The sequence below is a fragment of the Streptococcus sp. ACS2 genome, from assembly GCF_000525585.1.
Classification (GTDB): Bacteria; Bacillota; Bacilli; order Lactobacillales; family Streptococcaceae; genus Streptococcus.
This window is the reverse complement of sequence record NZ_JALT01000026.1, coordinates 98,029-123,554: the sequence shown is the minus strand read 5'-3', so window position 1 is coordinate 123,554 and position 25,526 is coordinate 98,029. Positions and strand designations below refer to the sequence as shown.

Annotated in this window: 26 protein-coding genes; 25 read left to right on the top strand and 1 reads right to left on the bottom strand. The window is 39.3% G+C overall.

What is annotated here, in order from left to right:
* Positions 1-127: 127 nt before the first annotated feature.
* The 15 genes from HMPREF1517_RS05660 (at position 128) to trmFO (ending at position 15,131) form a co-directional block, all read left to right on the top strand.
* Positions 128-826 (top strand): GntR family transcriptional regulator, encoded by a 699-nt coding sequence (locus HMPREF1517_RS05660; RefSeq protein WP_037599995.1) that lies wholly within the window; start codon positions 128-130, stop codon positions 824-826.
* 65 nt (positions 827-891) lie between these two features.
* Positions 892-1,224: a putative DNA-binding protein gene (locus HMPREF1517_RS05655; protein ID WP_002883908.1), complete on the top strand. Its 333-nt coding sequence runs from the start codon at positions 892-894 to the stop codon at positions 1,222-1,224.
* Positions 1,225-1,256: 32 nt separating this feature from the next.
* A complete protein-coding gene (ffh, locus tag HMPREF1517_RS05650) occupies positions 1,257-2,819 on the top strand; it encodes a signal recognition particle protein (RefSeq protein WP_037599993.1) in 1,563 nt (520 codons plus the stop codon).
* Positions 2,820-2,930: 111 nt separating this feature from the next.
* The gene (locus HMPREF1517_RS05645; RefSeq protein WP_008534752.1) at positions 2,931-3,458 is read left to right on the top strand and encodes an ECF transporter S component; all 528 of its coding nucleotides are present in this window, start codon (positions 2,931-2,933) and stop codon (positions 3,456-3,458) included.
* 22 nt (positions 3,459-3,480) lie between these two features.
* Positions 3,481-3,996, top strand: a complete 516-nt coding sequence (locus tag HMPREF1517_RS05640) for a transcription repressor NadR (protein ID WP_037599990.1) — start codon at positions 3,481-3,483, stop codon at positions 3,994-3,996.
* Positions 3,997-4,090: 94 nt separating this feature from the next.
* Positions 4,091-4,780 carry an XRE family transcriptional regulator gene (locus HMPREF1517_RS05635; protein WP_002891070.1) on the top strand — a complete coding sequence of 230 codons (690 nt, stop codon included), beginning with the start codon at positions 4,091-4,093 and terminating at the stop codon, positions 4,778-4,780.
* Between the two features lie 128 nt (positions 4,781-4,908).
* A complete protein-coding gene (ylqF, locus tag HMPREF1517_RS05630; protein WP_021144074.1) occupies positions 4,909-5,763 on the top strand; it encodes a ribosome biogenesis GTPase YlqF in 855 nt (284 codons plus the stop codon).
* Positions 5,750-6,517 carry a ribonuclease HII gene (locus HMPREF1517_RS05625; RefSeq protein ID WP_037599987.1) on the top strand — a complete coding sequence of 256 codons (768 nt, stop codon included), beginning with the start codon at positions 5,750-5,752 and terminating at the stop codon, positions 6,515-6,517. Before ylqF ends, HMPREF1517_RS05625 begins: the two co-directional genes overlap by 14 nt.
* 10 nt (positions 6,518-6,527) lie before the next feature.
* The gene (locus HMPREF1517_RS05620; protein WP_037599985.1) at positions 6,528-7,448 is read left to right on the top strand and encodes an ROK family protein; all 921 of its coding nucleotides are present in this window, start codon (positions 6,528-6,530) and stop codon (positions 7,446-7,448) included.
* Positions 7,449-7,516: 68 nt separating this feature from the next.
* Positions 7,517-8,356 carry a DNA-processing protein DprA gene (dprA, locus tag HMPREF1517_RS05615; RefSeq protein ID WP_037599983.1) on the top strand — a complete coding sequence of 280 codons (840 nt, stop codon included), beginning with the start codon at positions 7,517-7,519 and terminating at the stop codon, positions 8,354-8,356.
* Between the two features lie 167 nt (positions 8,357-8,523).
* Positions 8,524-10,668: a type I DNA topoisomerase gene (gene topA / locus HMPREF1517_RS05610; protein WP_037599980.1), complete on the top strand. Its 2,145-nt coding sequence runs from the start codon at positions 8,524-8,526 to the stop codon at positions 10,666-10,668.
* 115 nt (positions 10,669-10,783) lie between these two features.
* Entirely contained in the window at positions 10,784-11,608 is an 825-nt protein-coding gene (locus tag HMPREF1517_RS05605) for a TraX family protein (protein ID WP_037599979.1), read from the top strand.
* A gap of 35 nt (positions 11,609-11,643) precedes the next feature.
* Entirely contained in the window at positions 11,644-12,303 is a 660-nt protein-coding gene (locus HMPREF1517_RS05600; protein ID WP_037599977.1) for a response regulator transcription factor, read from the top strand.
* Positions 12,294-13,670, top strand: a complete 1,377-nt coding sequence (locus tag HMPREF1517_RS05595) for a HAMP domain-containing sensor histidine kinase (protein WP_037599974.1) — start codon at positions 12,294-12,296, stop codon at positions 13,668-13,670. The genes HMPREF1517_RS05600 and HMPREF1517_RS05595 overlap by 10 nt, the downstream gene beginning before the upstream one ends.
* Before the next feature lie 117 nt (positions 13,671-13,787).
* Positions 13,788-15,131: a methylenetetrahydrofolate--tRNA-(uracil(54)-C(5))-methyltransferase (FADH(2)-oxidizing) TrmFO gene (gene trmFO, locus HMPREF1517_RS05590; RefSeq protein ID WP_037599972.1), complete on the top strand. Its 1,344-nt coding sequence runs from the start codon at positions 13,788-13,790 to the stop codon at positions 15,129-15,131.
* Positions 15,132-15,191: 60 nt separating this feature from the next.
* Here trmFO and HMPREF1517_RS05585 read toward each other — a convergent pair whose 3' ends face one another.
* Positions 15,192-16,337 carry a cobalamin-independent methionine synthase II family protein gene (locus tag HMPREF1517_RS05585; protein WP_002883909.1) on the bottom strand — a complete coding sequence of 382 codons (1,146 nt, stop codon included), beginning with the start codon at positions 16,335-16,337 and terminating at the stop codon, positions 15,192-15,194.
* 167 nt (positions 16,338-16,504) lie between these two features.
* On the opposite strand from HMPREF1517_RS05585, the gene ndk reads away from it, so the two are divergent.
* The 10 genes from ndk (at position 16,505) to HMPREF1517_RS05540 (ending at position 25,513) form a co-directional block, all read left to right on the top strand.
* Positions 16,505-16,918, top strand: coding sequence for a nucleoside-diphosphate kinase (gene ndk, locus HMPREF1517_RS05580; protein WP_171963568.1), 414 nt, complete (start codon positions 16,505-16,507; stop codon positions 16,916-16,918).
* 1 nt (position 16,919) lies between these two features.
* Complete coding sequence (locus tag HMPREF1517_RS05575) at positions 16,920-17,213, top strand: rhodanese-like domain-containing protein (RefSeq protein ID WP_037599968.1); 294 nt, start codon at positions 16,920-16,922, stop codon at positions 17,211-17,213.
* A gap of 212 nt (positions 17,214-17,425) precedes the next feature.
* Positions 17,426-18,190: a (S)-acetoin forming diacetyl reductase gene (locus tag HMPREF1517_RS05570; RefSeq protein WP_002883902.1), complete on the top strand. Its 765-nt coding sequence runs from the start codon at positions 17,426-17,428 to the stop codon at positions 18,188-18,190.
* 99 nt (positions 18,191-18,289) lie between these two features.
* Complete coding sequence (locus tag HMPREF1517_RS10575) at positions 18,290-18,454, top strand: hypothetical protein (RefSeq protein WP_002891050.1); 165 nt, start codon at positions 18,290-18,292, stop codon at positions 18,452-18,454.
* Positions 18,455-18,575: 121 nt separating this feature from the next.
* The gene (lepA, locus tag HMPREF1517_RS05565; protein ID WP_037599966.1) at positions 18,576-20,408 is read left to right on the top strand and encodes a translation elongation factor 4; all 1,833 of its coding nucleotides are present in this window, start codon (positions 18,576-18,578) and stop codon (positions 20,406-20,408) included.
* A gap of 47 nt (positions 20,409-20,455) precedes the next feature.
* On the top strand, positions 20,456-21,835 hold the full coding sequence (locus tag HMPREF1517_RS05560; RefSeq protein ID WP_037599964.1) for a hypothetical protein: 1,380 nt from the start codon (positions 20,456-20,458) through the stop codon (positions 21,833-21,835).
* Between the two features lie 98 nt (positions 21,836-21,933).
* Positions 21,934-22,275 carry a hypothetical protein gene (locus HMPREF1517_RS05555; protein WP_037599962.1) on the top strand — a complete coding sequence of 114 codons (342 nt, stop codon included), beginning with the start codon at positions 21,934-21,936 and terminating at the stop codon, positions 22,273-22,275.
* 213 nt (positions 22,276-22,488) lie between these two features.
* Positions 22,489-24,165, top strand: coding sequence for an acetolactate synthase AlsS (gene alsS, locus HMPREF1517_RS05550; protein ID WP_037599960.1), 1,677 nt, complete (start codon positions 22,489-22,491; stop codon positions 24,163-24,165).
* A 15-nt stretch (positions 24,166-24,180) separates the two neighbouring features.
* The gene (budA, locus tag HMPREF1517_RS05545) at positions 24,181-24,900 is read left to right on the top strand and encodes an acetolactate decarboxylase (protein WP_002891043.1); all 720 of its coding nucleotides are present in this window, start codon (positions 24,181-24,183) and stop codon (positions 24,898-24,900) included.
* Positions 24,901-25,063: 163 nt separating this feature from the next.
* Positions 25,064-25,513: a MarR family winged helix-turn-helix transcriptional regulator gene (locus HMPREF1517_RS05540; protein ID WP_037599958.1), complete on the top strand. Its 450-nt coding sequence runs from the start codon at positions 25,064-25,066 to the stop codon at positions 25,511-25,513.
* Positions 25,514-25,526 lie beyond the last annotated feature (13 nt).

The following is a 25,526-nucleotide window of genomic DNA, read 5'->3' as shown; positions in this document are numbered from 1 at the left end:
TGCAATCATTGTATCACAAATTTATGGACTTAGCACCTAGATTTATACGAGAAACTGTAAGTATCATACTCATCTTTACAATTCTGTTACTTTTTTTGTAAAATAGGGGTACAGAAGGGGGTATTAGATGTTACCAGCGTATATTCGCATACATGATAAGATTAAGGAAGATGTTGATGATGGTACTTGGAAAATCGGGCAACGTCTCCCTAGCGAGCGAGATCTTTGCGAGACTTTTGATGTGAGTCGTATGACTGTTCGTCAGGCCATAACACTTTTAGTGGATGAGGGGATTTTAGAACGCAAACCAGGCAGTGGAACTTTTGTGGCTAGCAGTCGAGTTAAGGAAAAGATGCGTGGAACTACGAGTTTTACTGAGATTGTCAAATCCCAAGGCAAGAAACCATCTAGTGAGCTTATTTCTTATCAACGTGTACATCCAAATGAGTTTGAAATCAAGAATTTAGGTGTTTTACCGCAGTCCTATGTCATTCGTATGGAACGTGTTCGTTTTGCAGACGATCTACCAGTTGCCTATGAGATTGCCAGTATCCCTGAGAAAATTATCCGAGGTTTTAAGGAATCAGAAATTACCGAACACTTCTTCAAGACCTTAACCGATAATGGCTATGAAATAGGGAAAAGTCAGCAGACCATATCAGCAAGTTTGGCCAATAGTAGTTTGGCCAAGCACCTCAAGGTTAAGACTGGCGATGCTCTCTTGAGTCTGACACAAATTTCCTTCCTCCAAGACGGGCAGGCTTTCGAATATGTACGAAGTTACTATGTTGGCGACCGTTTTGAATTTTATTTGGAGAACAATTAACAGTCACGGCTTTTTTCTGCACAAGAATGGTGCTAACACCATGATTTTATGGTAAAATGGAGCTTATGGAAATTGAAAAAACCAATCGCATGAATGCCTTGTTTGAGTTCTATGCAGCCTTGTTAACAGATAAGCAGATGAACTATATTGAGCTATATTATGCAGATGATTATAGTTTGGCAGAAATTGCCGAGGAATTTGGTGTGAGTCGTCAGGCTGTATATGATAACATCAAGCGTACTGAGAAGATTTTAGAAGCTTACGAGATGAAACTACATATGTATTCAGATTACATTGTTCGTAGTCAAATTTTTGATGATATCATGGAAAAATACCCAGACGATAGCTATCTTCAGGAACAAATAGCTGTGCTCAGCAGTATCGATAATAGAGATTAGACCCAAGCAGAAAGTAAGAGAGGAAATGATATATGGCTTTTGAAAGCTTAACGGAACGCTTGCAAGGCGTTTTCAAAAATTTAAGACGTAAAGGAAAACTTTCAGAGAAAGAAGTTCAAGAAGTCACTAAAGAGATTCGTCTGGCACTTCTTGAAGCAGACGTAGCCCTACCAGTTGTTAAGACATTCATTAAACGTGTTCGTGAACGTGCTGTAGGTCACGAAATCATTGATACTCTTGATGCTTCGCAACAAATCATCAAGATCGTTAATGAAGAATTGACAGATATTCTTGGGTCTGAAACATCTGAAATTGAGAAATCTCCAAAGATTCCAACAATCATTATGATGGTTGGTCTTCAAGGTGCTGGTAAAACAACCTTTGCTGGTAAATTGGCTAATAAGCTGATTAAAGAACAAGAAGCTCGTCCAATGATGATTGCTGCGGATATCTATCGTCCTGCAGCCATTGACCAGTTGAAGACTTTGGGACAACAAATCAATGTTCCTGTTTTTGATATGGGTACAGAGACACCGGCGGTTGAGATTGTCAGAAATGGTTTGGAACAAGCGCGTGCCAATAAGAATGACTATGTCTTGATTGATACGGCTGGTCGTTTGCAGATTGACGAGACTCTCATGCAAGAATTGCATGATATTAAAGATTATGCTCATCCAAACGAAATTCTCTTGGTTGTAGATAGCATGATTGGTCAGGAAGCTGCTAACGTTGCCAAGGAGTTCAATGAACAACTAGATATCACAGGTGTCGTTCTTACTAAAATTGACGGTGACACACGTGGTGGTGCGGCTCTTTCTATTCGTGAGATTACTGGTAAGCCAATTAAATTCACAGGTACTGGTGAGAAAATCACAGATATTGAGACTTTCCACCCAGACCGTATGTCAAGCCGTATCTTAGGTATGGGTGACCTTCTTACCCTTATTGAAAAAGCTTCTCAAGAGTACGACGAGAAAAAATCTCTTGAGTTGGCTGAAAAGATGCGTGAAAATACCTTTGACTTCAATGACTTCATCGACCAATTAGACCAAGTACAAAATATGGGTCCTATGGAGGATTTGCTTAAGATGTTGCCAGGTATGGCTAACAATCCAGCCTTGGCTAATGTTAAAGTAGACGAGAAACAGATTGCACGCAAGCGTGCCATTGTATCATCAATGACACCAGAAGAGCGTGAAAATCCAGATCTTTTGACACCAAGTCGTCGTCGCCGTATTGCAAATGGTTCAGGGAATACCTTTATTGAAGTAAACAAGTTTATTAAAGACTTCAACCAAGCCAAACAAATGATGCAAGGTGTTATGTCTGGTGATATGGAGCAAATGATGCGTCAAATGGGTCTTAACCCAAATAATCTGCCAAAAAACATGCCAAATATGCCTGATATGGGTAATATGGACATGTCTGCTCTTGAAGGCATGATGGGTGGCGCAGGTATGCCAGATCTTGGTAATATGGATCTAAGCCAAATGCTTGGTGGTGGTCTTAAAGGTAAGGTTGGTTCCTTTGCCATGAAACATGCGATGAAGCGTCAAGCCAACAAAATGAAGAAAGCTAAGAAAAAACGTAAATAAGAAACTTAGAACGCTAGGGCACTTTGCTCTAGTGTTTTTTTCTGAAAATTATTGACTTATATAACTATACACTGTAATATACTAATGTATATACAGTAAAAGGAGTAAATAATGAAACCTAAAAAGAGAATTCAAGAAATGACCTTTGCAGCTTTATTAACTGCAATTGCTATCCTTATCCCAAGTATTATGCCAATTAAACTAATCATCCCACCGGCTTCGTATACTTTGGGGAGTCATGTTCCAATATTTCTAGCTATGTTTATATCGCCCTGGGTAGCAGCTTTTGTTATCTTAGCTTCTAGTTTGGGATACTTTATGGCGGGCTATCCGATTGTGGTTGTTTTTAGAGCCTTTTCTCATATTATATTTGGTTTTTTAGGCGCACTCTATTTGAAAAAATTTCCACAAACGATAGAAAACCATAAATCATCATTACTTTTCAACTTTGTTTTAGGACTTATCCATGCCTTAGGTGAAGTTCTTGCTTGCGTGATTTTTTATTCTGTAACTGGTGAGGATTTCCAAAAACTGTTCTATGTTCTTTTTGTTTTAGTAGGTTTTGGCACTATTATCCATAGTATGATAGACTATGTAATAGCATTAACGATTTTCAAAAGTATTCGAAAAATACGCTAGTTGAAAGAGGGAGGGTTTGTCTATGGCTTCAAATCGAAAAGAAGAATTATTGGCACTCTTAAAGGGAGCTAAAGAAGCAATGAATGGACAAAGTTTGGCGGAGCATTTTGGTGTGACACGTCAAATCATTGTTCAAGATATTGCCCTCTTACGTGCAGATGGTGCCCAGATTATTTCAACTAATAGGGGCTATATCTATAAAAGTAGCGATGACAATTGTTATATACGTAGGCTGTTTAAGGTGAATCATACTGTGTCAGATATGAAAGATGAGCTTTTGGCTATTGTTGATAATGGAGGACGTATTCAAAATATCATGATAGATCATCCAGTTTACGGAGAAATTCAGACTTTGTTGAAATTGACTTGTCGTCGAGATGTTAGTCATTTTTTAGATCAATCATCGTCAAATGACTTTCGCCCCTTATCTGATTTAACAAATGGCGTTCATTACCATCTTGTCGAAGCAGATAGTGAACAGGATATGGCTTATATAGAAGAGGCACTAAACCATCTAGGATTTTTAGTTAAAGAATAATACAAAAGAGAATTGTAAAAGTAGTTAGTTTCACTTGAAGTTAACTGCTTTTTTTGATAAACTTATGTTAGTTTATTAACTTACGGAGGTAGCTATGTTTTCAGGACAACGACTTAAGGAAATTCGAGAAGCACAAGGAATGAGTCAGGCAGCAGTGGCTAAGCATCTAGGAATTTCTCGCTCCTCTTATTTTAACTGGGAAAATGGTAAGACGAAACCAAATCAAAAGAATCTATCAGTATTGGCTGAACTTTTTGGTGTAGCTGAGACATATTTTCTATCTGAACATGAGATTGTAGAAGTGTACTTGGAATTAAATGAGGAAAATCGTCAGGAAGCTTTGCGACTCACTAAGGCTCTCTTGGAGGAGCAAGAAGCAGAAAAGCAGAAGGCACCTGTTATTCCGTTATATTCTTACAAAGTTTTTGAGCGTTTGTCAGCCGGAACAGGTTATACTTACTTTGGTGACGGCAATTACGATGAAGTTTTCTATGATGAAGAATTAGATCATGATTTTGCGTCATGGGTATTTGGAGACTCTATGGAACCTACCTACCTAAATGGAGAAGTAGTACTAATCAAACAAACGGGCTTTGATTATGATGGAGCTGTTTATGCTGTAGACTGGGATGGTCAAACCTATATCAAAAAGGTCTATCGTGAGGAAGAGGGTCTTCGTTTAGTTTCTCTCAATAAACGTTATGGTGATAAGTTTGCACCCTATGACGAAGATCCTCGAATCATTGGTAAGATTGTTGGTAACTTTATGCCTGTTGAGGGGTAGGCAACTTTTATCAATTGGGCATCTCAAATTAAATCTGTTATAATAATAAGTAAAGCAAAGCCAATGATTTGGCTTTTTTTAAAGATTTTAAATGATATTTTGCTAAGAATACAAAAGGAGAAACATATATGGCTACTATTCAATGGTTTCCAGGCCACATGTCTAAGGCCCGTCGACAGGTTCAGGAGAACCTTAAACATGTTGATTTTGTTACAATTTTAGTGGATGCACGTTTGCCACTTTCGAGTCAGAACCCTATGTTGACCAAAATTGTTGGCGATAAACCAAAGCTTCTAATTCTGAATAAGGCTGACCTCGCTGACAGTAATCGTACGAAAGAATGGCGTACCTATTTTAAGAGTCAAGGGATTAAAACCTTGGCCATCAATTCCAAGGAACAATCTACAGTTAAATTGGTAACAGATGCTGCTAAGAGTCTTATGGCTGACAAGATTCAACGACTACGTGAACGCGGTATTCAGAAAGAGACCTTACGAACCATGATTATTGGGATTCCAAATGCAGGGAAATCTACCTTGATGAACCGCTTAGCTGGTAAAAAGATTGCTGTTGTAGGAAATAAACCTGGCGTTACAAAAGGTCAACAGTGGTTGAAGTCTAATAAAGACTTGGAGATTCTTGATACTCCAGGTATTTTGTGGCCTAAGTTTGAAGATGAATTGGTTGGATTGAAACTCGCTTTGACTGGTGCCATCAAGGACCAGCTATTGCCAATGGATGAAGTGACGATATTTGGACTCAACTATTTTAAAACTTACTATCCTGAACGTTTAGAGGAACGCTTCAAAGGGATTGACCTTGAAGAAGAGGCACCAGAAATCATTATGGAAATGACTCGAAAACTTGGCTTCCGTGAAGATTATGACCGTTTCTATAATCTATTTGTCAAAGAAGTTCGTGATGGAAAACTAGGACGTTACACACTTGATATTGTTGGGGTCGATACTGATGGCGACAATTAAAGAAGTCAAAGAGCAATTGGCCACTTTGACAGACCTTGACGATCACCGATGGGCAAGTTTTGAGGAAGATAGTCGAGCTGGTGTACAGACTGCCATTAAGCAACGCCGTAAAGCTATACAAGCTGAGATTGCTGAGGAAGAACGCTTAGAGATGATGCTCAGTTATGAAAAATCGCTTTATGCTCAGGGAATTGAACTCATTGCAGGTGTTGATGAAGTTGGACGTGGTCCTTTGGCTGGGCCAGTGGTAGCCGCAGCAGTGATCTTACCAAAGCTTTGTAAAATAAAAGGTCTCAATGACAGTAAAAAAATTCCAAAATCAAAACATGAAGCCATTTATAAGCAGGTCATGAAGGAAGCGGTAGCTGTTGGGATTGGTATTAAGGATAACCATGTGATTGACGCTGTCAATATTTATGAAGCAACCAAGCTTGCTATGGCTGAAGCTATTGAAAAACTTAGTCCCAAACCAGAACATTTGTTAATTGATGCCATGACTTTGGACCTACCAATAGGACAAACATCAATTATAAAAGGGGATGCTAATTCTTTATCAATTGCGGCAGCTTCTATCGTAGCAAAGGTAACCCGTGATAAGATGATGGCTGACTATGATCAGGAGTTTCCTGGTTACGCATTTGCCAAAAATGCAGGCTATGGTACCAAGGATCATTTGTCTGGCATAGATAAATTTGGTGTTACTCCAATTCATAGAAGAAGCTTTGAACCCATAAAGTCAATCATAAAAAAGTAGGTGAAGTGGCGTGATTTTAGCTATTGATATTGGAGGGACCTTTATCAAATTTGGATTAGTTGATAATGATTTTAGAATTAGCAACCAATCTAAAGTGCCGACACCATCGTCCCTAGATAATTTCTGGATAACTTTAGAGAGTATTATTTCATCATTCAAGAATGGTATTTCTGGTATTGCCATTGCATGCCCGGGCGAAATTAATAGTAAACGAGGTTTTGTTTTCAAGGGTGGTCTTATTCCTTATTTGATAGCCATTCCTCTGGGGACACGCTTGTCAAAAACATTTCAACTGCCTGTAAAGGTTATCAATGATGCTGATGCGGCAGCCTTGGCTGAAGCCAGATATGGAAGTCTACAAGACTTAGATTGTGGGGCAGCCTTGGTTTTAGGTACTGGTGTTGGTTTAGGCATTGTCTCACAGGGGGATTTGTTAACTCCTCTGTCGGTTACCCAATATTTGCGTTCTCCAAGTCCCCAAAGCAAGAGTCAAACGGCTCTCCCTTTCCAGTGGACCTTATTTAAGCAAGCATTGATTAGCCTTGTCGATAATAAAGGTTCTGCGGTAGGTTTCGTTCATGAAGCTAGTCAAATACTTGGTTTAGAACAGGATGATAGTTTAGTAGTTTTCTCGGCTTTAGATGAAAATCACTCTGAACAACTAAAACGTCTATTTAAGGACTATTGTCATGAAACTGCTGTTCTGATTCTTAATTTGCAGAGTTTATTCAAGTTGGATGGAGTTATTATCGGTGGAGGTATCAGCAGCCAAAATGCTTTGATAGAAGGTATTGTTAATGCTTATGAAGAGTTATTTAATGAAAAGCCAGAATTAGGTTTTGAGCCGATAACAATTCAAGCTTGTCATTTCCATAACGACAGTAACCTCTTAGGAGCGGCATCATATTTTACTTCTGAAAATGCCTTATAATTAACAAAAGTTCCATGAAGGGGCTTTTTTTCTATTTCTCTTGCGAATAATGAAATGGAGGTAGTTACATGAATAACTTTGAACTTTTTAAACTAAAAGCAGCTGGATTGACAAATTTAAATATTCTTAATATTTTAGACTATCAAAAAAATCAAGATAAAAAACTGAGCTTACGTGATATGGCAGTGGTATCTAAGTCTAAAAATGCAGTTCTCTTTATGGAAGAATACAAGAATTTAGATATTAAGCAGCTTAAGGAAGAATTTCAACGTTTTCCGACCTTATCAATTTTTGATAAGGAGTATCCCATTGAGCTGAAGCATAGCTATAATCCACCTGTCCTCCTCTTTTATCAAGGGAATATTGATTTGCTAAGTAAACCAAAGCTAGCTGTTGTTGGGGCAAGAAAGTGCTCCGAAATAGGCAAACAGTCTGTTCGAAAAATTGTTAGTGAACTTGGGAATCACTTTACTATTGTGAGTGGTTTGGCGCGTGGGATTGATACTTGTGCACATATGGAGGCCTTGAAAAATAAAGGAAAGACCATTGCAGTTATCGGGACAGGACTTGATGTTTATTATCCAAAAGAAAATAAAGCTTTGCAGGACTATATGGCCAAAAATCATTTAGTTCTTTCAGAATATGGAGCGGGTGAACAGCCACTTAAATACCATTTCCCTGAACGAAATCGGATAATTTCTGGATTGTGTCAAGGGGTTATGGTGGTTGAAGCTAAGCTTCGCTCGGGAAGTCTGATTACTTGTGAGCGTGCCATGGAAGAAGGTAGAGATGTTTTTGCTATTCCAGGAAATATTTTAGATGGAAAGTCAGACGGATGTCATCACTTGATTCAAGAGGGTGCAAAGTGCATTACGACAGGGTTTGACATCCTTTCAGAGTTTTCTTGAAAATCAAACTTCTCCTATAGAGAAAAAGTTTTTTATTGACAGTTAAAGAAAAGGACGGTATCATGTTAGTTGCTCGGTCCAAGATGTTACATTTTTTAATGTCTTGTGACTAGATTTTAGACAGATTAGTGGCGCAGCCAGTTTATAACATTATAAGGAAATAGTCTATGGCGACAGCAACGACAACAAAAACAAAAACTAAAGCAACAAAGAAAACAACGGCTAAAAAGACGACTAAAAAGAGGGCGACACCAAAGAAAAATTTGGTTATCGTGGAGTCTCCTGCCAAAGCAAAAACCATTGAAAAGTACCTTGGGCGCAATTATAAAGTTGTAGCCTCTGTTGGGCATATCCGTGATTTGAAAAAATCAAGTATGTCTATTGATTTTGAAAACAACTACGAACCTCAGTACATTAATATTCGTGGTAAAGGACCTCTTATCAATGAATTGAAGAAAGAGGCTAAAAAAGCCAAGCAAGTCTTTCTCGCAAGTGACCCGGACCGTGAAGGGGAAGCCATTTCATGGCATTTGTCACATATTCTTGGATTAGAGCCAGAGGAAAAAAATCGTGTCGTCTTTAACGAAATTACTAAAGATGCAGTGAAAAATGCCTTTGTGGAGCCACGCGCCATTGACATGGACTTGGTAGATGCGCAGCAAGCTCGTCGTGTCTTGGACCGTATTGTGGGTTACTCAATCTCTCCGCTTCTTTGGAAGAAGGTTAAGAAAGGTCTTTCTGCAGGGCGTGTCCAATCGGTAGCTCTTAAGCTTATTATAGACCGTGAGAATGAAATCAAGGCTTTTAAACCAGAAGAATATTGGACAATTGATGGTGCCTTTAAGAAGGGGGCTAAGAAATTTCAGGCTAGTTTCTATGGCTTGGATGGTAAAAAGCTTAAGCTCAACAATAATGACGATGTTCAAGCTGTTCTTTCTCGTATTACAAGTGACGACTTCAACGTAGATAAGGTAGAGAAAAAAGAACGCCGTCGTAATGCACCATTGCCATATACTACCTCCTCTCTCCAACAGGATGCTGCCAATAAGATTAACTTCCGTACACGTAAGACCATGATGGTTGCCCAACAGTTGTACGAAGGGATTAATCTGGGGTCAGGAGCTCAAGGTTTGATTACCTATATGCGTACGGACTCTACACGTATCAGTCCGGTGGCACAAAACCAGGCTGCTGAGTTTATTACAGAACGCTTTGGTTCTAAGTATTCTAAGCATGGTAGTAAGGTGAAAAATAGCTCAGCGGCGCAAGATGCCCACGAGGCTATTCGTCCTTCAAATGTTTTCCAAACACCAGAAAGCATTGCCAAGTATTTGGATAAGGATCAGCTCAAGCTCTATACCCTTATTTGGAATCGTTTTGTGGCCAGTCAAATGACAGCTGCTGTATTTGATACGATGAAGGTGACCTTGTCTCAAAACGGAGTCATTTTCACAGCAAATGGTAGCCAAATCAAGTTTGACGGTTATATGGCCGTTTACAACGACTCTGATAAAAATAAAATGCTTCCTGATATGGCTGAAGGTGATACGGTTAAGAAGGTTGTGACAACGCCTGAACAACACTTTACGCAACCACCTGCACGCTATTCTGAAGCGACACTGATTAAGACGCTGGAAGAAAATGGTGTTGGTCGTCCGTCAACATATGCGCCAACGCTTGATGTTATCCAACGTCGCTACTATGTCAAATTGGTGGCTAAACGTTTTGAACCGACGGAGCTTGGGGAAATCGTCAATAGCTTAATCGTCGAATTCTTCCCAGATATCGTGGATGTTAAATTCACCGCCGAAATGGAGGGTAAACTTGATAAGGTTGAAATTGGTAAGGAACAATGGCAGAAGGTAATTGATGAATTCTTCAAACCTTTCCAAAAAGAATTGGAAAAAGCTGAAGAAGGTATTGAAAAAATCCAAATCAAGGATGAGCCTGCTGGTTTTGATTGTGACCTCTGTGGTCACCCAATGGTCATCAAACTTGGTCGATACGGTAAGTTTTATGCATGTAGTAACTTCCCAGACTGTCATAACACCAAGGCCATTACTAAAGAAATTGGCGTTACTTGTCCAACCTGTGGTCAAGGTCAGGTCATCGAACGTAAGACAAAACGTAATCGTGTCTTCTACGGTTGTGATCGCTATCCTGACTGTGAATTTACGTCGTGGGATATCCCTGTTGGACGTAACTGTCCTAAATCAGGCGATTACCTCGTCGAGAAGAAAGTACGTGGTGGTGGCAAACAAGTCATCTGTAGTAACGAAGAGTGTGACTACAAAGAATCTGTTGTTAAATAAAGACATAGCTATCTCAAGTTAAGACTTGGGATAGTTTTTTGTATTTTATCCAAAAAACTGATACTTTCCTTAAATTTGTTTTTTATACTGAGGATGAAAAGAAAGGAGAGTTATTATGAAACGTTTAAGTCTATCAGGTTTCCAACTCAAATATATAGCCCTCATTACTATGGTATTTGACCATATTCATTACTTTTTTGACTATACAGGGAAAATACCTATTTGGTTTACTATGATTGGGAGATTAGCAGCCCCCTTATTTCTATTTGCTGTGATTGAAGGTTTCGTCCATACACACAATCGAAAGAAATACTTCCTAAAGATTTATGCTTTAGCGATTTTGATGGGATTGATTCAGTTTGGTTTCTATAATTTTCTACATCCTCTTGTGAGACCAGATGGTTTCTTTCCACAAAATATGATGCTGTCGTCATTTGCTATCTTGCTCGTTGCTCTTCAAGGTATCGCTTGGATTCAAGAAAAGAAATATCTAAAAGGAATCCCAACCTTACTTTTCCCATTGCTGCTTCCATGGTTATTGGTACCTTTTTATCTGTTAGGTCAAAACAAACCAGTCTTTACTTTATTCATAAATTTACTTAATTACACAGTGTTTCCAACTCATACGTCTATCAGTGATGGAGGAACATGGTTGCTGTTGACCGGTATCGCTATGTATCTTTGTCATCAGAATCTTAAGAAAGAAGTGCTTGCTTTTGTGAGTGTTAGTCTTGTTTGGGCACTCATGGCGATTGTTTTAGGTAGCCTTTCTATTCACGATTTAATGTTTAAATACATTGAATGGATGGAAATATTTGCAGCTCCTTTGATGCTTTGTTATAACGGTCAAAGAGGGAATGGGTCAAAATATTTATTCTATGTCTTTTACCCAACACATATTTATCTACTCTACGCCTTGTCAGTTATCTTCTATAGATGATATGATAAAGGTAATTTTGTACGAAAGGAAAGCTTATGGCTCAAATACTTGTTATTGATGATCAAGAAGATATTGTGAAATTGGTTGTAAAAGCTTTAGAGCTTAAAAATCATAAGGTGACGGGGTTTACAAGTGTTTTAGATTTGGATAAGAACTCGTTGCCACGGTTTGACCTGATATTACTAGATATCATGATGCCTGATGTTGACGGTCTCCAGTTTTGTCATGAGATTCGTGATCAGGTGGATTGCCCCATACTTTTTATTACAGCCAGAACGCAAGAAGGGGATATCGTTCAGGGATTGTGCTATGGGGCGGATGATTATATTTGCAAACCATTTGGGGTTAAAGAACTCCAAGCGCGTGTTGCGGCACACTTGAGACGTGAAAGTCGTGAACGTCACCATAAGCTTTCACTTGGTGATTTTCAGTTTGATTTGTCAGCTCAGGAGCTTTATGTTGAGAATCAGTTGTTAGATTTGACTAAGTCGGAGTACGGTATTTGTCAATTTTTGGCTGAAAATAAGGGCCAAGTCTTTTCAAAAGAACAAATCTACACGCATTTGTACGGCTATGAGGATAAAGGAAGTCCAACAGCAGTGGCTGAACATATTAAAAATATCCGTGCAAAGCTCAAAGATGTTGGGCAAAATCCTATTGAAACAGTCTGGGGGATTGGTTACAAGTGGCACTAATTAAAAAACGAGAACACTCTCTAAGAACAATCTTGTTATCTTATGTCGTCAGCCTGACGGTCCTCTCGGCAATCAGCAGTCTTCTTATTTTGTATTTGTTCAGCTTGTCTTATCGTTTTGGCGTTGTGATTCCAGCAAATCAGGTAGAAAGTGATTTGTCTGCTGTCAGGAATGATATTGAAACTTCTAAGGTCTTTAATCCAGATGTCTTGCCCGATGGTACTCGCTATGTCTTTTTAACTAGGGAATTTAAGCTTAAGAAGTCTAACATGCCAGTTAACTTGCAAGAAGAATCCTTACTAAATTACCAATTCAAGAATGCTCACGGTGGGATATACGGCTATTTTCAGTCTTTTGAACGGTCAGATGGTATAGTCATTGTCAACTATCAATTATCACCTAGGTATCATAATGCGTGGATGAATCAGCATTTTCCCAATGCTGATCTATTGATGATTGGCTCAATGATTGTATTCATTCTCCTCATATTTGTTATTTTAACTTTTTACTATGCAAATAAATTAAGTCAGCAGCTTAAACCTATATTAAAAGTTACTGAAAAAATTTCCCAACAAGACTTGAATTTTCAAACCTACCAGTCTACAATTAAGGAATTCAATCAGGTTTTAAGTGGCTTGGATCACATGAGGGTTGCGCTCCGTGATTCTTTGCTGGAAAATTGGAAGGTAGAGCAAGATAAGCAAAATCAGATTTCTGCCCTGACACATGACTTAAAGACACCACTGACAGTTGCTCGTGGTAATGCAGACCTCTTAGCCATGACGCCCTTGGATGCGGAACAGATGGACTTATTAGAACATTTTCAAAAGGGGATTACACAGGTTGATGCTTATGTTAAAGAGTTGTCTGAACTCAACAAAACGAGTTTGACGAAAACCTTGACGCTTGAAGACATTTCGGTTAGGGAATTTATTGAAGACATTTACGATCAAACCTTGTCACTAGCTCAAACCAAACAAATCAATGTAGCATTTGACAAGAAGGAGATTAAGAAAGCAATCATAGGCCATTGGGACAGGTCCTTGTTGAATCGAGCTTTTATGAATATTGTTTCAAATGCCGTAGAGCATACACCCAGTGGCAGTCAGTTGCTCCTGACCGCTAGGGTAGAAGAAGATGAATTCAAGTTTATCTGCCTTGATTCTGGCCATGGATTTTCCCTTGAATCACTTGAAAAGGCCACTCAGCTCTTTTATCAAGAGGATAAAAGTAGACAGAGCCGCAATCATAGTGGACTTGGTCTGACTATTGCTAATGATATTATTCGCTTACACCATGGTGGTCTTGCTCTTTCGAATGACGATAACACGCATGGTGCTAAAGTGACTATCACTTTACCCCTTTAAATACAGATGACTCCTAGTCGCCAGATGAGGAGTTTTTTGCTATACTACTAAGAGTAAAAATGTAGAAAGATTTGTGGGGGCAGGATTTTATCTTGTTCCCGAAGAGGTATTAGTGTCATGTCTCAATCAAAAGCAGATTATATTAACGTGATTGGAGCTGGTTTGGCCGGATCCGAGGCGGCTTATCAGATTGCCAAACGTGGTATTCCAGTAAAACTTTATGAAATGCGTGGGGTCAAAGCAACACCACAGCATAAGACAACAAATTTTGCAGAATTGGTTTGTTCTAACTCTTTCCGTGGCGATAGCTTGACCAATGCTGTGGGGCTTCTTAAAGAAGAAATGCGTCGCTTGGACTCTATCATTATGCGTAATGGAGAAGCTCATCGTGTGCCAGCTGGTGGTGCCATGGCGGTGGACCGTGAAGGTTATGCAGAAGCAGTAACAGCTGAAATTGAAAATCATCCATTAATTGAAGTTATCCGTGAAGAAATCACAGAGATTCCTGATGATGCCATTACAGTTATTGCTTCAGGTCCTTTGACTTCTGATGCTTTAGCTGAAAAAATTCACAAGCTTAACGGTGGAGATGGGTTTTATTTCTATGATGCCGCTGCACCAATCGTTGATAAAGCGACTATCGACATGAACAAGGTTTACCTTAAGTCACGCTATGACAAGGGTGAAGCAGCTTATCTAAACTGTCCAATGACCAAGGAAGAGTTCATGGCCTTCCACGAGGCCTTGACAACAGCTGAAGAAGCTCCTTTGAATTCCTTTGAAAAAGAAAAATATTTCGAAGGGTGTATGCCTATCGAGGTCATGGCTAAACGTGGTATCAAGACAATGCTCTATGGCCCTATGAAACCTGTTGGTTTGGAGTATCCTGAGGATTACAAAGGGCCACGTGACGGCGACTTCAAGACACCTTATGCGGTTGTTCAGCTTCGTCAGGACAATGCGGCTGGTAGTCTATATAATATTGTTGGTTTCCAAACCCACCTCAAATGGGGCGAGCAAAAGCGTGTCTTCCAAATGATTCCAGGTCTTGAAAATGCTGAATTTGTGCGTTATGGGGTTATGCACCGCAACTCGTACATGGATTCGCCAAACTTACTCAAACAAACCTTCCAATCAAAATCAAACCCTAATTTGTTCTTTGCGGGACAAATGACTGGTGTTGAAGGTTATGTTGAATCAGCGGCCTCAGGTTTAGTTGCTGGAATCAATGCAGCCCGTCTCTTTAAAGGTGAAGAGGAACTTATCTTCCCTCATACAACAGCTATCGGAAGCCTCCCATATTATGTGACACATGCTGAGAGCAAACATTTCCAACCAATGAATGTTAACTTTGGTATTATCAAAGAGTTGGAAGGTCCACGTATTCGTGACAAGAAAGAGCGTTACGAAAAAATTGCTGAGCGTGCTCTTAATGATTTGCAACCTTTTATTCAAGCTTAGACAACATTAAAATCCCTTACCGAATTCGGTAAGGGATTTTTCAGATCTAAAAGTATTCATTTAACCAAAGAATTTCTTAGCGATATCTTGACCTTGTTTAATTTTAGCCCATTGTTGTGGTGTTGCCAACTCATTACCTGAGTCACATGAGGCGAAACCACATTGGTGAGAAAGGAAGAGACGCTCTTTAGGAAGGATTTGACTAGCTTTTTCAAGCAAGTCAAGAACACGTTCTTCGTCATCAAGTTCAGTTGTTTTAGATGACAAAAGTCCTAGTACAACTTCAGCTTTGCTATCTTTGAGGGCTTCGAGAGCCTTGATATCACCAGCTGTATCGCTGTCCCATTCAAGGAAGAAGCGATCATAGTGTTGCTCTGCCAAGAACTTCTTAGCAATGGCTTCGTAAGTTCCTTCGGCAGCAGAACGGCTTTCATAGTTACCACGACAGTTGTGTGTCCAAACCGTTAAACCAAGTTCGTGGGCATAGTCTACAACCTCGTTATTGATAGCTACAAACTCATCAGCCAATTCTGCCAAATCAGAATTACCTTCCGCAAAGAAACTTGCAGGGTTTGAGGGGTCAAAGAGTTCCCAGAGACAGTCGTCAAATTGAACAATTTTTCCACCTACAGCCTTGTATTCTTCCAAGAATTCTTTATAGGCATTAATCAAACCTTTTTTGAGGTCTTCGTTTGTTTCATATACTTGACCAGGACCAGCCAAACGGTCAAAGATAGCAAGTTCAGTATAAGCATGAGCCGGGCCCCAGATAGTTTGCTTAGTATCTTCATCACCAGCTTCAGCCTTAACCAATTTGTAGATATCTAGATAATGGTGGTTTTTACCTGAGAGTGGTTCGGTGATACGAATACCAATATCTTTACGAGTCTCATATTGTCCGCCGTCGTGATCTTTAAATGTATAGCCATGCTCTGCAATATAACGTTCAATACCTTTGAGACCCCAGACAAAGTCCAAGTGCCACATAGAACGCCCAAACTCACCATCAGTAAGGATGTCAATACCATTAGCCTTTTGGTCAGCCACAATTTGCTTAATATCTGCGGTTTCAGTTTCTTGATAACCAGGGAGGGCATCGTAGAAAGGATACTGGATGTCGTCACGGTGCTCGATTTCGTCCTTGTATTTACGGAGATCTGCAGGACGAAGGAGAGAACCAACTAATTGAAATTTAGATTTTGTCATAAAATTACCCTCAAAATATCATTTTATTTCCATGATACTTTTTATTTGCATTAATGAAAAATAGTTAATTTCTTTCTGAGGGTATAGTTTTAGACTATATAAGGTTTTACCCTGCAAAATGATACTTCCTATGGTAAAATGAAAAGAAAACAATGAAGGTTGGGAACATGCAAAAAACATTCTTTATTATTAAACCAGATGCTGTTAAACGCCATCTAATTGGTCAAGTGCTTGATCGAATTGAGCGACGTGGCTTCGTTATTGAGCGTATGGAGATGCTGATGCTTGATGAAGAACGTCTTAAAGAACATTATGCCCAATTGGTTGATAAACCCTTTTTCCCTAGTATTTCTGAATTCATGATGAGTGGCCCAGCAGTTATTGGTATTATGTCTGGCCCTGGTGTTATCAAGTCATGGCGTGATATGATGGGAGCAACTAATCCTGGGGATGCTACTCCAGGAACGATTCGTGGAGACTTTGCAACTGCACCAGATGGGGACATGATTCCAAATATTGTTCATGGTTCTGATTCAGAAGAATCTGCGGCTCGAGAAATTCAGATTTGGTTTGGTGAGTAAGATGGATTTAGTACAGATTCAATCTGATTTAGCTAAGGGTGGACTGTTAATTGATGTCAGAAGTCCAGAAGAGTATTCAGAAGGTCATGTTAAGAATGCCCTCTTGATTCCTCATACACAATTTTTTTCTGCTGAGATTCCAGCTGAAAAAGACGCTTCAATTTACCTCTATTGTAAAATGGGGCCTCGTGCAGAATTCGCTGCATCAGTTCTTAAAGAGCGAGGATATACTAAGGTGACTAACTTGGGTGGCTTGGACGATATGGAAGCACTAGGTTTTGAATTTGAAGAATAATAGGAATAAGGTCACCCAAGGGTGGTCTTATTTGTTTTCAGAAAAGTTTGATAATTACTTGACTACGTTTTCATAAAGGAGTAGAATTTTAATTGAGTTAAGACAAAGCCTATGAAAATGACTTTGCCAGAACTTGACTAACTTAGCGTATTCCAATTGAGATAAGGCTCGGTATTAAGCCAGTGACTCAAATTGGTAGAGGAGGATTTCGTATGTCAAAAGTTGCTATTGTTACAGGTGCAGGTCAAGGTATTGGTTTTGCGATTGCAAAACGTTTGGTTGAAGATGGTTTTAAAGTCGGAGTATTGGACTACAACGCTGAAACTGCAGAAAAAGCGGTTGCTGAATTGTCAGCAGACAAAGCATTTGCGGTTGTAGCTGATGTATCTAAACAAGCTGAAGTAGCAGCTGCTTTCCAAAAAGTTGTTGATCACTTTGGTGACTTGAATGTTGTTGTTAATAATGCCGGTGTGGCACCAACAACACCACTTGATACTATTACTGAAGAACAGTTCCAACGTACATTTAACATCAATGTCGGTGGTGTTATCTGGGGTGCTCAAGCTGCACAAGCACAATTTAAAGCACTTGGTCATGGTGGTAAAATCATCAATGCGACTTCACAAGCCGGTGTCGTAGGTAACCCTAACTTGACTGTATATGGTGGTACTAAATTCGCAGTGCGTGGTATCACTCAAACTTTGGCGCGTGACTTGGCTGATTCAGGTATTACTGTCAATGCATATGCGCCAGGTATCGTTAAGACTCCAATGATGTTTGACATTGCTCATGAAGTTGGTAAGAATGCTGGTAAAGATGATGAATGGGGTATGCAAACTTTTGCTAAAGATATTACTCTCAAACGTTTGTCAGAACCTGAAGATGTGGCAGCAGCAGTTAGCTTCTTAGCTGGACCTGACTCAAACTACATCACAGGTCAAACCATCATCGTGGATGGTGGGATGCAATTCCATTAAAATAAAAGGAGAGCGAAAGGCTCTCTTTTTTTGCTTGATAAAACATAATATTTCTGATAATATAATCGTAATTAATTATGCTTTAAAAGGAGCCTTTCTATGTCAGATATTTTACACTATATTATAGAGCACCCATTTTTTAGTCTCATTCTATTGGGAATTGTTGTACTAGCCTTCGGTTTAGCTCCATTTTCAAGTAGTTCTACAGAAAACAAGCGCTCGGCAATTATTAATAAGCACTACAACGATACTTTTAAGAAATAAGAAGGAGTAAATGCGGTCAGAAAGCAGATATTAGAGATAGGCAAAAGCCTGTCTTTTTTGTATAATAGAAGGTAACGATTAGTTTTTTTATAATCACAAGTAAGAACTAGGAAAGATAAAAATGCCAAATATTGAAGAATTAAAACAACGACAGGAGAAGATTCGTAACTTCTCTATTATTGCCCATATTGACCACGGTAAATCAACCCTTGCTGACCGTATTTTGGAAAAGACTGAGACAGTATCAAGTCGTGAGATGCAGGCGCAACTCCTTGATAGTATGGACCTCGAGCGTGAACGTGGTATCACTATCAAACTAAATGCCATTGAGCTTAACTATACAGCTAAAGATGGTGAAACATATATTTTCCATCTTATCGACACACCAGGACACGTGGACTTTACTTATGAAGTGTCACGTTCTCTTGCTGCCTGTGAGGGTGCAATCTTGGTGGTGGATGCTGCTCAAGGGATTGAAGCGCAAACACTTGCCAATGTTTACTTGGCCCTAGATAATGACTTGGAAATCTTACCAGTTATCAATAAAATCGACCTTCCAGCCGCAGATCCTGAACGTGTGCGTACAGAGGTTGAAGATGTTATCGGACTAGATGCCTCAGAAGCTGTGCTTGCATCAGCTAAAGCTGGTATCGGTATCGAAGAGATTCTCGAACAAATTGTTGAGAAAGTTCCTGCACCTCAAGGTGAAGTCGAAGCGCCTCTCCAAGCCCTTATCTTTGACTCTGTTTATGATGCCTACCGTGGGGTTATCCTCCAAGTGCGTGTGGTTAACGGAATGGTTAAACCAGGCGATAAGATTCAAATGATGTCTAATGGCAAGACCTTTGATGTTACTGAGGTTGGTATCTTCACGCCTAAAGCTGTTGGCCGTGACTACCTTGCGACAGGAGATGTTGGTTATGTAGCCGCCTCAATTAAGACGGTTGCGGATACTCGTGTCGGTGATACAGTAACACTTGCAGACAATCCAGCCGCAGAACCACTTCATGGTTATAAGCAAATGAACCCAATGGTATTTGCTGGTCTTTATCCTATTGAGTCAAATAAATATAACGACTTGCGTGAGGCACTTGAAAAGCTCCAGTTGAACGATGCCAGTCTTCAGTTTGAGCCTGAAACGTCTCAAGCCCTTGGTTTTGGTTTCCGTTGTGGTTTCTTGGGTCTTCTTCACATGGATGTTATCCAAGAGCGTTTGGAACGTGAGTTTAATATTGATCTCATCATGACAGCACCATCGGTAGTTTACCATGTTAACACTACTGACGGTGAGATGCTTGAAGTGTCTAACCCATCTGAATTCCCAGATCCTACACGTATTGATGCCATCGAAGAGCCTTATGTTAAAGCTCAAATCATGGTTCCTCAAGAGTATGTTGGTGCAGTTATGGAGTTAGCACAACGTAAACGTGGTGATTTTGAAACCATGGAATATATTGATGATAATCGTGTTAACGTTATCTATCAGATTCCACTTGCCGAAATCGTCTTTGACTTCTTTGATAAATTGAAGTCATCAACTCGTGGTTATGCAAGCTTTGACTATGAATTGTCAGAATACCGTCGCTCACAATTGGTGAAAATGGATATTCTTCTTAATGGTGACAAGGTCGATGCCCTTAGCTTCATCGTGCATAAGGAATTTGCCTACGAGCGTGGAAAACTTATTGTTGATAAGCTTAAGAAAATCATTCCACGTCAACAATTCGAAGTGCCTATCCAAGCGGCTATCGGTCAAAAAATTGTTGCCCGTACAGATATCAAAGCCCTTCGTAAAAACGTCTTGGCTAAGTGTTACGGTGGTGACGTTTCGCGTAAACGTAAACTCCTCGAAAAACAAAAAGCCGGTAAGAAACGTATGAAAGCTATCGGTTCGGTTGAAGTCCCACAAGAAGCCTTCTTGTCAGTACTTTCAATGGACGAAGATGAGAAATAAAAGTAATAGTCAGAATGTGATGTTCTGGCTATTTTTGTAAAACAGTTATGATAAAGAAGATTTTAAAGTTTCCCTTCTCGAAGCGTGGAAAGATTTATACTGCGACTATACTAATGCTTTTCTTTTTAGGGAATACATATACAAAGCACAAATTTCATGAAAAAGCTGTAGAAGAGTTACAGATGGCTCTAAAAGCTGATAAAGTAACTTCTAATGAGATTTTTGGTAGTCGTCAACAATATGTTGCCATTAGTCATCAAGAACCCACTTACTATAATTCTGAAGATAATGTAGCTACTGAGATGATTGGTAGAAATCATCTTGTTCGCTATTACGACACCATGAGTAGTCTCCATCAAGCTCATTTGGTAGTTTATGATATCAACAAAAATTTTGAAAAGAAAATTATTAATTTGACCCCATATTTGAAGAAAATAAAAGATTTTAAAGATATTAAGGAGTTGGCTGTGTCTTTAAGATCGATTGATGGTTATGATTATGTTTACTTGGAGAATTCTCAAAGTGGCAAGAAATTTGCTTATAATCTAGATACGAACCAATTTTTAAGTAGAGACCTGCCTGATTATTCTTATAGTCTGGATGAACTGCTTTATTTTGGTGATAAGAATTCTGCTCGTAATCAGATGAATGATAGCACCATGTGGGGATATTTAAAGAGAGAAGGAAACTTGGATGAGCTTTTAAGGAAGTCACCAGCCCCAGAGGACAGCTATTTATCTGCTCATCTAAATGTGATCCTAGAGATTGATAATGTAGATACTTCAAAACAAGAGAATCAAATTAATCTATTTAAAGAAAATTCTGAGGTTAAGCATATTTACGAAGAGGCTGTTAATCAGACAACAACAAACAGTGATACGTTAAAGAAATTTAAACTATTGACCCGTCAAGGTAAGGAGGGAGATTTTCCGGCCGGTCCAACTGAGCCAGTGAAAAGCCCCCTACCTTATAAACCAAGCGAGCCAAAGAGAGTTCCAGAATTTAATGTTTTTCCTGATTCTATTTTTCCTCTTAAAACCCTAAGTTTTAGTGACATTCTTAATAAGAAGGCTCAACAAGATTATCAGAAAGACTATCGAGCTTACGAAAAAGCACGTCAAAAAGCCCAAAAAGATTATGATAGGAAATATGATGCCTATAAAAAGAAGTTAGCCAAATATGAGTCTTATAGAGATAGGGAATACGATAAACAATCACAAATTTATTTTTCCCCTGAAGAGCAAACCAATGATATCTTACATTGGTTGGGAACAAATGGAGAGCAAGCAATTGTAATTTCTGTAGAGGACGGTGCTGGTATTAGGAAGGAAATTCATTCTTTTGCTGATTTAAAGGATTGGGTGGATAAACATGATTACGATTCCAGTATTAAGTCAGACTTTAGAGACTACAAAGGGGTTGACTAAGTATTCTTGAATGCCAATGAGGCTTCTACAAACCCTACACAAGCATTTTTCTCAGCTTTAGGCTATAATAGACAAAAAGGAATCTTGGGAGGGCCACTATGGATATCATGAGTTTTATCCCCAGTCAGCGACAGGCTATTCTGGAGCGTTTTCAGCAAGTGGAGGCCTTGAGATTAGGCGCAATTCGTATTGAGTTGAAGGTTGCTAATCCTGTTGGCATCATCTATGAGTGTTTTATTTTAGCAGGGGAGAATTATTTTTCTGATCAAGCAGTGATTTCCTTCCGCATTCTCTATGAAAAAGACCTGGAACGCATTTCTTTGGATGTCGTAGATATCCCTGGTCGCTCAAGCTTGTCTAATTATCTCCAGTTACTAGAGATTTTTGAAGGCTTGCAAAATTATCTTAATCGAGAGTTTGCTAAGGTAAAAAATACATGAACATCTGATAGTAATCAGGTGTTTCTTTTTGTGATGGAAGTTCAAAATTTCACAATCTTTTTTTCACAAGATTGTCTGAAAACTGTGCTATAATAGTAACAGAATTGTGAAGTGATAAAAGTTTGTGAAAAAACGAGCAGACTTTGACACTTTGTGACTTATACTTGAAAGGAAAATTGGCTCTATCATTTTAGGGCCAGAAGGACTGTGTTCATGTCAGAAGAAAAGCAATTGTATGGTGCGGATTTAGTGGTTGATAGTTTGATCAACCATGATGTTGATTATGTCTTTGGGATTCCAGGTGCAAAAATTGATAGGGTTTTTGATACTTTGGAAGATAAGGGACCTGAATTGATTGTTGCCCGTCATGAGCAAAATGCTGCTTTTATGGCTCAAGGTGTTGGACGAATTACAGGTAAACCTGGTGTTGTTTTGGTAACATCTGGTCCTGGTGTATCCAATTTGGCTACTGGATTGGTAACAGCTACAGATGAAGGAGACCCTGTTCTTGCTATTGGTGGTCAGGTTAAACGTGCAGACCTTTTGAAACGTGCCCACCAATCAATGAATAACGTTGCCATGTTAGAGCCAATTACTAAGTATGCAGCTGAAGTACATGATGCTAACACCCTTTCCGAAACAGTAGCAAATGCCTATCGTCATGCTAAATCAGGGAAACCCGGCGCAAGCTTTATTTCAATTCCTCAAGACGTGACTGATGCTCCGGTCAGTGTTAAGGCTATCAAGCCTATGACGGATCCAAAACTTGGTTCAGCATCTGTTTCTGATATTAACTATCTCGCACAGGCGATTAAAAATGCCGTATTGCCAGTCTTACTTTTAGGGAACGGTGCCTCATCAGAAGCTGTAACTTACTCTATTCGCCAGATTTTGAAACATGTTAAATTACCAGTTGTTGAAACTTTCCAAGGTGCTGGTATCGTGTCACGTGACCTTGAAGAAGATACTTTCTTTGGTCGTGTTGGTCTTTTTCGTAACCAACCAGGGGACATGTTGCTTAAGAAGTCGGACTTGATTATTGCCATTGGTTATGACCCAATTGAGTATGAAGCACGTAACTGGAATGCTGAAATTTCAGCACGTATTATCGTAATTGATGTTGAACCTGCTGAGGTGGATACTTACTTCCAGCCAGAACGTGAATTGATTGGTAATGTAGAAGCAACTTTAGATTTGCTTTTGCCTGCTATTCAAGGCTACAAATTACCTGAAGGTTCAGTCGAGTATCTTAAAGGGTTAAAAAATACAGTCGTCGAAGATGTTAAATTTGATCGTCATCCTGAAGAAGGTACGGTACATCCGCTAGATTTGATTGAAGTATTACAAGAACAAACAGATGATGATATGACAGTTACCGTTGACGTTGGTAGTCACTATATCTGGATGGCTCGTTATTTCAAATCTTATGAACCACGTCATTTGCTTTTCTCAAATGGGATGCAAACTTTAGGGGTTGCTCTTCCGTGGGCCATCTCTGCAGCTTTGGTTCGTCCTAAGACAAAAGTCATTTCTGTTTCTGGTGACGGTGGTTTCCTCTTCTCAGCACAAGAATTGGAGACAGCAGTTCGATTGAAATTGCCAATTGTTCATATTATCTGGAACGATGGCCATTACAATATGGTGGAATTCCAGGAAGAAATGAAGTACGGTCGATCATCTGGGGTTGACTTTGGTCCTGTAGATTTTGTAAAATATGCTGAGAGCTTTGGAGCGAAAGGTTATCGTGCAACAAGTAAAGAGGAGTTTTCTAGCTTACTCCAAGAAGCCTTGGCTCAAGCTGTAGATGGACCAGTCCTTATTGATGTTCCAATCGACTATAAAGATAATATTAAACTCGGCGAAACTATTTTGCCAGATGAATTTTACTAAAAAGAGGGTGTAGACATGTCTGAAGCCATAAAATTATTTCAATATAATACTTTGGGAGCCTTGATGGCTGGGCTTTATGGAGGTACTTTAACAGTTGGTGAATTGTTGGAGCATGGAGACTTGGGTCTTGGAACATTAGATTCTATTGATGGGGAGTTGATTGTTCTTGATGGTAAAGCCTATCAAGCTAAAGGCTCTGAAGGTAAAGTCGAAGTGGTAGAAGTTTCTCCAGATGAAAAAGTTCCCTATGCAGCAGTCGTACCTCACCAAGCTGAAGTTATCTTCCGTCAACGTTATGAAATGACTGATAAAGAACTTGAGGATCGTATTGAATCTTACTATGATGGGGTTAATCTCTTCCGTTCTATCAAAATTAAGGGTCATTTTAAACACATGCACGTGCGCATGATTCCTAAATCAAATGCGGATATTAAGTTTGCTGATGTTGCCACTCGCCAACCTGAGTACGAGGTAGATGATATTTCAGGTACCATCGTTGGTATTTGGACGCCAGAAATGTTTCACGGTGTGAGTGTTGCTGGTTATCACCTTCATTTTATTTCAGACGACTTGACATTCGGTGGTCACGTTATGGACTTTGTTATTGAAAATGGTATTATCGAAGTTGGACCAGTTGACCAACTCGATCAACGTTTCCCAGTTCAAGACCGTCAGTATCTCTTTGCTAAATTCAATGTCGATGAGATGCGTGAAGATATTACCAAGGCTGAATAAAATATTTTAAAGATATCAATCGATTATAGTTAGAACTTTCCTAGATGATTAGGAAAGTTTTTTTGTTTTTATAATTATTTCGATATCGAAATAGTTGACAGATGTAACGAAAAGTGATACAATGACTGTAATGTTTCGATATAGAAATAAAAAGGAGACAAAAATGGATAAGATGACAGGAGGCTACCAAGCTTTACAGATACGCTTGTTGAACGGGCGTATCTTTCAAAAACTCTTGAGCAAGGAACCAGATGCTCAATACCGTAGTGAACAGGGGAAAATTTTAACAGTCTTATGGCAAAAAGAGCAAGGAAGGGCAACTGCAACTGATATTGCTCTAGCGACGGGACTAGCTAATAACACATTGACTAGCATGATAAAGAAGTTGGTCGAGCAAGGCTTGGTTAAGATTGAACAGAGTGACCAGGACAAGCGCAAGAAGTTTGTAGTCTTGACGGAATTAGGTTGGGCGCAAAAAGAAATTGGAGATCGCGTCAGTCAGGAACTGGGAGAGATATTCTACCAAGGCTTTTCGGATAACGAAATCCAAGAATTTGAGGAGTATCAAGAGCGTATAATCTCAAATCTAAAAGCTAAAGAGAAAGAACTTTAAAAAAATAGGGAGT

Bases quoted from the DNA above. Each gene is read 5' to 3' on its own strand.
- HMPREF1517_RS05600 (WP_037599977.1), top strand. From the start codon at position 11,644: ATGGCTCAAATACTTGTTATTGATGATCAAGAAGATATTGTGAAATTG.
- ffh (WP_037599993.1), top strand. From the start codon at position 1,257: ATGGCTTTTGAAAGCTTAACGGAACGCTTGCAAGGCGTTTTCAAAAAT.
- HMPREF1517_RS05635 (WP_002891070.1), top strand. From the start codon at position 4,091: ATGTTTTCAGGACAACGACTTAAGGAAATTCGAGAAGCACAAGGAATG.
- dprA (WP_037599983.1), top strand. From the start codon at position 7,517: ATGAATAACTTTGAACTTTTTAAACTAAAAGCAGCTGGATTGACAAAT.
- HMPREF1517_RS05560 (WP_037599964.1), top strand. From the start codon at position 20,456: ATGATAAAGAAGATTTTAAAGTTTCCCTTCTCGAAGCGTGGAAAGATT.
- HMPREF1517_RS05575 (WP_037599968.1), top strand. From the start codon at position 16,920: ATGGATTTAGTACAGATTCAATCTGATTTAGCTAAGGGTGGACTGTTA.
- HMPREF1517_RS05555 (WP_037599962.1), top strand. From the start codon at position 21,934: ATGGATATCATGAGTTTTATCCCCAGTCAGCGACAGGCTATTCTGGAG.
- HMPREF1517_RS05660 (WP_037599995.1), top strand. From the start codon at position 128: ATGTTACCAGCGTATATTCGCATACATGATAAGATTAAGGAAGATGTT.
- HMPREF1517_RS10575 (WP_002891050.1), top strand. From the start codon at position 18,290: ATGTCAGATATTTTACACTATATTATAGAGCACCCATTTTTTAGTCTC.
- HMPREF1517_RS05625 (WP_037599987.1), top strand. From the start codon at position 5,750: ATGGCGACAATTAAAGAAGTCAAAGAGCAATTGGCCACTTTGACAGAC.
- budA (WP_002891043.1), top strand. From the start codon at position 24,181: ATGTCTGAAGCCATAAAATTATTTCAATATAATACTTTGGGAGCCTTG.
- ndk (WP_171963568.1), top strand. From the start codon at position 16,505: ATGCAAAAAACATTCTTTATTATTAAACCAGATGCTGTTAAACGCCAT.
- lepA (WP_037599966.1), top strand. From the start codon at position 18,576: ATGCCAAATATTGAAGAATTAAAACAACGACAGGAGAAGATTCGTAAC.
- trmFO (WP_037599972.1), top strand. From the start codon at position 13,788: ATGTCTCAATCAAAAGCAGATTATATTAACGTGATTGGAGCTGGTTTG.
- topA (WP_037599980.1), top strand. From the start codon at position 8,524: ATGGCGACAGCAACGACAACAAAAACAAAAACTAAAGCAACAAAGAAA.
- alsS (WP_037599960.1), top strand. From the start codon at position 22,489: ATGTCAGAAGAAAAGCAATTGTATGGTGCGGATTTAGTGGTTGATAGT.
- HMPREF1517_RS05605 (WP_037599979.1), top strand. From the start codon at position 10,784: ATGAAACGTTTAAGTCTATCAGGTTTCCAACTCAAATATATAGCCCTC.
- ylqF (WP_021144074.1), top strand. From the start codon at position 4,909: ATGGCTACTATTCAATGGTTTCCAGGCCACATGTCTAAGGCCCGTCGA.
- HMPREF1517_RS05645 (WP_008534752.1), top strand. From the start codon at position 2,931: ATGAAACCTAAAAAGAGAATTCAAGAAATGACCTTTGCAGCTTTATTA.
- HMPREF1517_RS05655 (WP_002883908.1), top strand. From the start codon at position 892: ATGGAAATTGAAAAAACCAATCGCATGAATGCCTTGTTTGAGTTCTAT.
- HMPREF1517_RS05640 (WP_037599990.1), top strand. From the start codon at position 3,481: ATGGCTTCAAATCGAAAAGAAGAATTATTGGCACTCTTAAAGGGAGCT.
- HMPREF1517_RS05540 (WP_037599958.1), top strand. From the start codon at position 25,064: ATGGATAAGATGACAGGAGGCTACCAAGCTTTACAGATACGCTTGTTG.
- HMPREF1517_RS05585 (WP_002883909.1), bottom strand. From the start codon at position 16,337: ATGACAAAATCTAAATTTCAATTAGTTGGTTCTCTCCTTCGTCCTGCA.
- HMPREF1517_RS05570 (WP_002883902.1), top strand. From the start codon at position 17,426: ATGTCAAAAGTTGCTATTGTTACAGGTGCAGGTCAAGGTATTGGTTTT.